Consider the following 8,014-nt stretch of genomic DNA (forward strand, 5'->3'; position numbering starts at 1 on the left):
CATTTATGGTCTAACTGTTAACTTGAACCGCCATCAACTTGATTTGACGAACAGCCCTATTTAGGAAGTATCGCACAAAACTTAATAACCATGTGCATACTTCCTAAATAGGTGCTGTATTTTGGTTTCAAAAGAACCATTTATTCATTTGTACTAGTATGAATACAACTGCTCAATACTAATCTAATTTCCTCTAAATCATCCTTCTTCAATTGATCAGCTTCTTTAATCTTTTTCATTAATTCCAACAATTGATTTCTTTCCGATTCATTGTCTAAATCTAATTCATGTCCATTTTGACGCAAGAAGAAATCCAAAGCCACTAAAGCTGTCTGTTGATTGTATTTTTCAAAAATATCATCACAAATCATTGTGCAAATTAAATGCGTTGCATAGAGTTCCAAATCCTTAAACTGATTCAAAAATTCCAGGTTACTCTTTAATCTTTTTTCGCTAAAAACAATCTCATCGCCAGATTCGATTTGTAAATGCAATGCCACAATTTGATCATACGTTAATTTTACTAATTCAGTATCCAAAAATATATCCTCATGTTTAAATAATTTTTTCAATCTCTAATAAATCACTAACTCGATTCTCATAATCAAAATCAACTTCTTGATCATTGAGCAAAATGGTATGGGCACCAACGCCTTTACCAAATTTAACATCTATCTCACGATCACCAACTACCCAAAGATCATCTTTAGACAGGCCATATTTTTCAATTAGATATTCTAGCATCTCTGGATTAGGCTTACGTTTATAGCCATTTTCAACACTAATAATTTCTTTAAAATAGTGCTCAATTCCCAATGACTTTGCTAAATCATAAATAGATTGATCACGATGTGTCACGATAAACTGCATATAATGTTTTTCATCACAATATTCTAAGACATTTTTGATATGAGGAATTAACGTAATCTTATCATGATATTCCTTTTCATATCTATGATAGACACTATAGAACAAATCGACGGCCTGTTTAGGATCTTCTTGATCCTTTAACAATTCAGCTACAAATTGACGAACTGAAGTCTTCTTTGATTCCTTAAAGATAGTATCTTTTGACAAACTAATATCGAAATTTTCTCGTAGTGATCTCTGTGTCGCAGATACAATTCCTGGATAACTATTAGCAATCGTGTCATCAAAATCCCAAACAATACTTTTCATCTTTATCGCTCCATTAAAATAGTTACTGGTCCATCATTTGTGAGTGATACTTGCATATCAGCCCCGAACTCACCAGTTTCAACTTTTAGATCATAGTCTCTTAATGCTTGATTGAACTGATCATATTTTTTACTAGATGTTTCAAAATTACCGGCTCCCGTAAAACTTGGTCGATTACCATGCTTGGTATCAGCGTACAAAGTAAATTGTGAAATCGATAAGATTGACCCTTGAACATCCTTTATTGACAAATTCATTTTATCATCTGTATCCGAAAAAATCCTCATATTGGCAATCTTACGCGCCATATACTTGATTGTTTCATCGTTATCTTCATATGCAAAAGCCACCAACAAACAAAATCCCTGATCAATTTGACCAAGGATTTTTTGATCTACAGTAACTTTAGCTTCAGAAACACGTTGTATTACAACTTTCATCTAAGCTACCGTCCTCTTTATCTCATAAACATTTTGAATATTCTTCAATTTAGAAATAATATTATCCAAATGTTCTTTGTTATTAACACCGATACTGACATGAACAATTGCCATCTTCTCTTTATCTAGACGACCGATAACATTATTTAAAGTATTCGTATTTGAATTGATAACTTGCAAAACTTCATTGATCAATCCATTGCGATTAAAGGCATAAATATCCAATTCAGCCGTATAACGTTTTTCTTTCGTGACATTATCCCAACTAACATCAATAAAACGACTCTTAGCCTCTTCACTCTGAACATTTGGACAATCAGCACGATGAATCGTTAAACCACGTCCCTTAGTGATGTAGCCGACAATATCGTCTCCAGGAATAGGACTGCAACATTTTGCCAAACGAATCAGTAAATTATCAATTCCTTGAACTGAAATACTGTTGTTGGCATTATTACGTTCCTTTTGAAGCTTAGGACTCTCAGTTTGTGGTTGTTTAGGCTTTTCATCAGTTTCAGTAATAACTTGATCTTCAAGTTCCTTCTTTTCAGCTTCACGTTTCTTCTCAGGATCTTCACTCAAAAGTTTGTGAACCACGTTAATTGGTGATAGTTCACCATAACCAACTGCATTGAACAACTCGTCAGGTTCAGTATAGTTGAAAATTTTCATAGCGATTTCTAGATGCTTCTTATCAAGATACTTTTTACCAGATAAGGAACGATTCTTTAATTCTTCTTCAATTTGTTCGCGACCTAGGACAATATTTTCTTCACGATCCTTTGTTCTAAAGTAACGTTTGATCTTATTTCTAGCACGAGAAGTGAAGACAACATTAACCCAATCACGACTTGGAGAAGAACTTGAGTTAGTAAGCATTTCAACTATATCGCCATTCTTCAATTGATAATTTAAAGGTACCATTCTGCCATTGATTTTAGCACCAATTGAGTGATTCCCAACCTCAGTGTGAACTTGATAAGCAAAATCTAAAGTAACTGCACCCTTTGGTAATTCAATAACCTCACCTTCCGGTGTGAACACATAAACGCGATCATTGAAAATTTCACCTTTAACCGACTTCATAAAGTCAGAAGCATTGTCTGAATTCTCCTGTAATTCAAGAATTTCACGGAAGACATCGATTTTTTGTTCATCGTCATCCAAATGAACTCCTTCAAAATTACCTTCCTTATAAGCCCAGTGGGCAGCAACACCATATTCTGCAACTTGATGCATAGCAAAGGTTCTAATCTGAACTTCTAGAGGTTGACCACCAGGTCCGATAATCGTCGTGTGCAATGATTGATAACCATTAGCCTTAGGTACGGCAATATAATCTTTGAAACGACCAGGAATTGGTTTCCATTTAGAGTGAATTGAACCTAAAACAGCATAACAATCCTTTACCGATTCAACTACGATTCGAATAGCTAACAAATCATACAATTCAGAAAATTGCTTATGCTTGTCACGCATCTTCTTATAAATAGAATAAATATGCTTGGGACGACCGTAAATATCATATTTAATATTTAAAGCATCAACATTTTTCTTAATATAGTCAATAGCTTCAGCGATGTAAGCTTCACGTTGATCACGTTTACTATTCATCAAATGAACAATACGGTAATATTGTTGTGGATTAATGTAATGAAGTGAAAGGTCTTCTAGTTCCCATTTGATCTTACTAATACCTAAACGATCAGCCAACGGAGCATAGATTTCCAAAGTTTCATTAGCAATACGACGTTGCTTGTCAGGACGTAAAGCTTTAAGAGTTCTCATATTATGCAAACGATCAGCTAACTTAACCATAATGACACGTAGATCTTTGGCCGTTGCCAATAACATTTTACGGTGATTCTCAGCTAAAAGTTCCTGATGTGAATGATACTTATATTTACTAATCTTAGTTACGCCATCAACAATAGTAGCTACTTGATCTCCAAATAATTCACGAACATCCCCTAAAGTGATATTCGTATCTTCAACAACATCATGCAGATATCCCGCAGCAACCGTATAAGGGTCCATTTTTAAAGAAGCCAAGATTTGAGCGACTTGTGTTGGGTGAATAATATATGGCTCACCAGTGGCACGTTTTTGTTCCTTATGAACGTAGGCCGCAAAATTATAAGCTTTGTTAACAAACTCAACATGGTCTTCATTCATATAACCACGACAAATATCTAAAACTTCTTCTGGCGTATAATCCTTATTTTTTTTCATTAAATTCACCCCGCTACAATAAAAAGCACTCAACGAGTGCTTTTCTAATTTATATATTATTATGAGTATTTTATAGTCAAATTACAAATCGTTTTACCAAAATATTGAAAATTACTATAAGTCCATTATATAACAATAATCCACAATCATAAATTGTATGACCGTGGACTATTTAACTTGGAACTATTTTCGTTCATCTTCGAATAAGAAATATATCAAAATACTTAATACTAAATATATTCCAGCTAAGAAATAGCCATATCTTCCATATTTCACAAAAACGCTGATAACAAAAATCACTGGAAAGATGACTAAATTATAGAAAGATAATCCATATTTTCTTGAGAACCAACCAATAAAGCCAGCAAACAAAATATTAATGATAAAGAATAGCCAAATAATACGATTTGTTCTGCCTAAATGAAATAGTTTAAACAAAATTGGCATAATAAAAACTAAAACAATAGAGATTAAAGTGATATAAGTCGTTTTCGACTTTTCAATCGTTTTCCAAATATTTTTCACGTTCTATTTCCTCATTTTACTGTTAGTTCATATTTATATGATAGCACTGATAGAAAGTACATGGGTGCTGTTTCTGCTCGCATAATCCTTGGTCCTAATCCTACTGACAAGAATCCTTGTTGATTCAAGAAGTCTACTTCATCAGGGGCAAAACCACCTTCAGGGCCAAAAGTACACATAATTGATCTGGGTTCTTTCTGTAATGTTTGAGCTAAAAGACTTATTTCCCCTTGCTTAGCAGATTCTTCATAAGCAATTAAGTTAGTCTCTTCCTTCATATCAACCAATTCGGTTAATTTATCAAGATAAACTACTTCTGGAATAATTCTTCTCTTAGACTGTTGAGCAGCATTTTTAGCAATTTCTTGCAGACGAATTAACTTCTTCTCAACGACATTGTGCTTCCAATGCATAATCGAATATTTTGAATTGAAAAAAATAATTTTCTTAGCACCTAATTCAGTTGCTTTCTGAGTGATCCATTCGACTTTATCCTTTTTTGATAATGAACAGGCGATCGTCACTCCAATCGGTAACTCGGTAGTAGCACGATTATCTTTTTTAACTGTTACCGTCAAATTAGAATTGTCATTATCAATCTCTTCAATAGTCGCTACAAAGAGACTTTCAGTATCATCTACTAAGTAGACTACATCGCCAACTTTATGACGCAAAACTTTTACAATATGCTTATAGCTTTCTATATCATCAATGACAAATTTGTTTTGTCCAATTGTTTCTTTAACGAAGTATTGCTCCATCTTCTGCCTCGAATTCCTCTTTTCTTCTACAAATTAGAGTTGACCAACCTTTGAGGTGGAAAACTTCTAATACGACAAATCCACGTTCTTCCATCTTTTCAGTAATTAACGCTTCTTTTTCATTAATAATACCAGATAAAACGACAAATCCGTTATCATTTAAATGCGAATCAATTTGAGGAACAAATTGTAAGATGACATCAGCCAACATATTAGCAACAATCACATCAACTTTTCCATCAATACCATCTAGCAATGAATTCTCAAAGACTTCAATATCTTCACATCCAGGATTCAATTTAATGTTTTCCTTAGCTGCTTTGACGGCGACTGGATCAAGGTCAAATGCTTGGATATCTTTTACACCCAATTGACGAGCTTGAATTGATAAAATACCTGAACCAGTTCCGACATCATAAAGTGACTGGGCATCACCTAGAATCAATTCCAGAGCTTGCATACAAGAATACGTAGTCGGATGAGTTCCAGTTCCGAAGGATTTACCTGGATCCATAACGATTATATGTTCATCCGAATTCTTTGGCTGGTAATCAACCCAATTAGGAACAACCGTCAAATAACGACTGATCTTAACTGGATGATAATACTTTTCCCATTCATTTTGCCAACTACTGTCATCTAGTTCACTAACGGAGACTTCAACTCCATTGATATTAAAACCAAATTGCGTCAATTTATTAATTTGTTGTTGTAATTCATTAACGATCTTTTCATCATAAGTATCTTCGTCAAAATAAGAATTGATCTTTGTCTTTATATCTTTATTTTCATCATCAACCATTTCTGTCCCATTAGCACCAACACGCATGAAAATTTCAGAAACAATTTCAGGGTCGAAATCATTTGGTATTGCAATTGTTACTTTTTTCCAAATCATAATCTTCCTCCATTAGTAATAAGATTACTAAAATTTGGCCATAAAAAAAAGACGTTTAGCAGCTTAATTTGCTAAAAGTCCAATTGCGTTCATAAATTCTATTTCTTTCTGATGAATTCTTTGTTTAGCCTGCTCTAATTTGGCATGATTGATCAGATTGTGTTCTGTATCCAAACAACTTATAGCATCAATCACCTCTACCAAATAATCATTAAGCTTCTCAGTTAATTGACTATTTTCCAAGTTATATTTCGTAATATAGTCCTCACATAACTTAACAAAGCGATGGACATTTGAAATATAATTATCGGCCAAGCGAGAATACGTTTCATAACGCAAAGCTTCCCCTCTCTCAATCACTTTCATTGTTTTGAAATGTTCTGTAAAAACTTCACGATACGTCAGAAAACGATCCAACAAAACATTTGTTTCTAATAAACGATTATTATTATTGATTACTCCCATAATTACACCTCACTTCGTTTTCAATATAATATCATATGTTTTTATTTATGAAAAAGTATTAGTTTTAATTAATAAAGAGATTTATAAAAAAGAACAATCCTATTTCTGGGATTGTTCCTTTTTGTCAACGACCTTCTTACGTAAGGATTCATTGTTTTTAAATAATTTTTGAGCCTCAGATAATTTTTTAGGACTATTCTTAATTTCTTGTGAAATTTTACTAAAATCATTTTCGGCAGGATCTTCTTGATGTTTTTTAAACAAACTCATACTAATCGCTCCTTATCCTGTTGCTTAATTATATAACAATAGCTTTAAAATAAGACAATATTTTTATGCCAACCATTCTTGATTACTTTCAAAAATTGATAGCTTTGTTATTATATACTAAGTAAGAGTTAAGTTTTAGGGATTGGTGACGAAAAATGAGTAAAAAGAAAAAAATACAAAAGACATTAGTAGAAAAGATTTTAGACAAGAAAAAAGTTGATTATGAACCCATGACTTTTGAAACTGAAACTGACGGCGACACTCAAGAGTTAGTTAATGATAAAAGCAGCCGTGACGGCTATAAAATTTACAAAACTCTTGTTTTAACAGGTAATAAGACAGGTCCATTAGTTGGTATGTTGCCATTGGATAAACATTTAAGTTACAAAAAATTAGCTAAAATTTCTGGCAACAAAAAGGTCGGTATGGTTCCTCTTAAAGACTTGATTAAAACCAGTGGTTTTGAACATGGTGCTAACAGTCCTGTCGGCATCCGCTCACTCCATAATTATCCTATCTACTTTTCCAAAGAGGCTGATGAAGCTGAGAAAATCATTGTTTCTGCTGGAAAAGTTGGTCAATCTTTACTAGTTGAACCCCATGACTTGGCTAAAGCCGTTGACGCCGAATTTGGTGATTTTGCAGTTGATAATCCAGAGTAACAAAAAAGCCGAGATGAATATCATCCCGACTAGATAATTTATAAAATTATTATGCAGCTTTTTGTTTTAAATTAGCAATTGCACTTTGAATGGTTGTACCGTTGCCATAGCGATTACTATCATTAACATCAACTGCTGTGAATAATTGATCGTTTAGATCTAATAGAATTCTGTATTTCATAATTATTCACGCCTCCTTTATGTTCCGTGTTTCTTATAGAGGGTAGCGACTGTAGGTTATATTACAGGCTAGAGAACTTAAAGTCAACCAAAGTGTCTCACTTGACTTTAAATCAATTATGAATAAGAATTATCTTACAATAAAAAAGGAGAATTCAATGAACAATATTTGGAAGTATGTTTTAGGTTTCTTTATAGCCTTGCTACTATTTTCGTTTTTCATTCATATAATTTTGCCATTAGTCGTTATCTTGGCTATTGTTGGTGGAATTTATTATCTATACAAGAAACACCAAAGGGATAAATATACCCCCGAGGGACGTAAAAAAGTTAACTAAAAATAATTCTTGGTAGATTGTAAGATTAAATAGAATTCTACCCAGACGAAAAATTTGGATAGAA

Annotated in this window: 12 protein-coding genes; 2 read left to right on the forward strand and 10 right to left on the reverse strand. The window is 33.1% G+C overall.

The genetic code is table 11. The features are described 5' to 3' along the window. Positions 1-140: 140 nt before the first annotated feature. The 9 genes from FD33_RS09365 to FD33_RS12800 all read right to left on the reverse strand — a co-directional run bounded on the left by FD33_RS09365 (position 141) and on the right by FD33_RS12800 (position 6,770). Entirely contained in the window at positions 141-539 is a 399-nt protein-coding gene (locus FD33_RS09365; RefSeq protein WP_025086100.1) for a hypothetical protein, read from the reverse strand. 16 nt (positions 540-555) lie between these two features. Next, positions 556-1,179: an HAD-IA family hydrolase gene (locus FD33_RS09370; RefSeq protein WP_025086099.1), complete on the reverse strand. Its 624-nt coding sequence runs from the start codon at positions 1,177-1,179 to the stop codon at positions 556-558. A gap of 2 nt (positions 1,180-1,181) precedes the next feature. After that, positions 1,182-1,619: a D-aminoacyl-tRNA deacylase gene (gene dtd, locus FD33_RS09375; RefSeq protein ID WP_025086098.1), complete on the reverse strand. Its 438-nt coding sequence runs from the start codon at positions 1,617-1,619 to the stop codon at positions 1,182-1,184. Further along, positions 1,620-3,851, reverse strand: a complete 2,232-nt coding sequence (locus FD33_RS09380) for a RelA/SpoT family protein (protein ID WP_056955935.1) — start codon at positions 3,849-3,851, stop codon at positions 1,620-1,622. 183 nt (positions 3,852-4,034) lie between these two features. After that, positions 4,035-4,376 (reverse strand): hypothetical protein, encoded by a 342-nt coding sequence (locus FD33_RS09385; protein ID WP_025086097.1) that lies wholly within the window; start codon positions 4,374-4,376, stop codon positions 4,035-4,037. Between the two features lie 11 nt (positions 4,377-4,387). After that, on the reverse strand, positions 4,388-5,137 hold the full coding sequence (locus FD33_RS09390) for an RsmE family RNA methyltransferase (protein WP_025086096.1): 750 nt from the start codon (positions 5,135-5,137) through the stop codon (positions 4,388-4,390). Then, positions 5,118-6,035: a 50S ribosomal protein L11 methyltransferase gene (prmA, locus tag FD33_RS09395; RefSeq protein ID WP_025086095.1), complete on the reverse strand. Its 918-nt coding sequence runs from the start codon at positions 6,033-6,035 to the stop codon at positions 5,118-5,120. Before prmA ends, FD33_RS09390 begins: the two co-directional genes overlap by 20 nt. Positions 6,036-6,098: 63 nt before the next feature. Further along, a complete protein-coding gene (locus FD33_RS09400; RefSeq protein ID WP_025086094.1) occupies positions 6,099-6,500 on the reverse strand; it encodes a hypothetical protein in 402 nt (133 codons plus the stop codon). A gap of 99 nt (positions 6,501-6,599) precedes the next feature. Next, positions 6,600-6,770, reverse strand: a complete 171-nt coding sequence (locus FD33_RS12800) for a hypothetical protein (RefSeq protein WP_170206966.1) — start codon at positions 6,768-6,770, stop codon at positions 6,600-6,602. A gap of 155 nt (positions 6,771-6,925) precedes the next feature. Between FD33_RS12800 and FD33_RS09405 the strand changes: the two genes are divergently transcribed. Then, positions 6,926-7,432 carry an aminoacyl-tRNA deacylase gene (locus FD33_RS09405; RefSeq protein ID WP_025086093.1) on the forward strand — a complete coding sequence of 169 codons (507 nt, stop codon included), beginning with the start codon at positions 6,926-6,928 and terminating at the stop codon, positions 7,430-7,432. A gap of 49 nt (positions 7,433-7,481) precedes the next feature. Here the strand turns inward: FD33_RS09405 and FD33_RS13045 are convergent, their stop codons facing one another. Beyond that, on the reverse strand, positions 7,482-7,613 hold the full coding sequence (locus FD33_RS13045) for a hypothetical protein (protein ID WP_264372395.1): 132 nt from the start codon (positions 7,611-7,613) through the stop codon (positions 7,482-7,484). 157 nt (positions 7,614-7,770) lie between these two features. Here FD33_RS13045 and FD33_RS09410 point away from each other — a divergent pair, with 157 nt between their 5' ends. Continuing rightward, entirely contained in the window at positions 7,771-7,950 is a 180-nt protein-coding gene (locus tag FD33_RS09410; RefSeq protein ID WP_054642122.1) for a hypothetical protein, read from the forward strand. The last annotated feature ends 64 nt before the right edge of the window (positions 7,951-8,014 follow it).

Origin of the sequence: Companilactobacillus paralimentarius DSM 13238 = JCM 10415 (genome assembly GCF_001434985.1) — a bacterium.
GTDB classification, from domain to species: domain Bacteria; phylum Bacillota; class Bacilli; order Lactobacillales; family Lactobacillaceae; genus Companilactobacillus; species Companilactobacillus paralimentarius.